Raw genomic sequence first — 512 nt, forward strand, 5'->3', positions numbered from 1 at the left:
GGTGCAGAGCAGTGAAGGCACAAATGCATCATGTCTCAGTCAATTGGCTCATTGTTTCCGTCTGTTATCTGTCTGGCCGCAATTTAACCTACAAACATTGGGTATCGAAGAAGAAAAAGTGCACGAGTTCAAACAGCAATCGGAATTTCTCTTTGATCTGGCCAGCGGCCTTGAACCCCATCGACAAGAACAGAAGAAAGATGAACGCTGGAGGCTAAAGGAACGACAATTCCTGGCACATATGACTGCGTAACCTTCAAACAGCCCTGTTTGTGACCCTGACGCATTTTGAACCTTTGTTCCTACACATCATCCATACAGCGTCATTAGTGAACGAACAACCCCTGACATAACGGCTTTAAAGGTTTATTCAGAGTATGAACTTACCTCCATACTATGGTAAAGGCTATCACTACCGACAGGCGCTTCCTCCTCGCAGACAAGGCAATTCAAGTAGGTATACGCCTTATACCTTCAGTACTCATGGTTCTCGATATCCAGAGCGTACAGGT

Annotated in this window: 1 protein-coding gene; it reads left to right on the forward strand. The window is 45.5% G+C overall.

Going from position 1 to position 512, the window contains the following annotated elements; translation table 11 throughout:
• A partial coding sequence (locus E1189_RS24390) for a hypothetical protein (protein ID WP_230459849.1) occupies positions 1-253 on the forward strand: 253 nt, incomplete at its 5' end.
• Between the last annotated feature and the right edge of the window lie 259 nt (positions 254-512).

The organism is Parendozoicomonas verongulae (assembly GCF_009711465.1).
Classification (GTDB): domain Bacteria; phylum Pseudomonadota; class Gammaproteobacteria; order Pseudomonadales; family Endozoicomonadaceae; genus Sansalvadorimonas; species Sansalvadorimonas verongulae.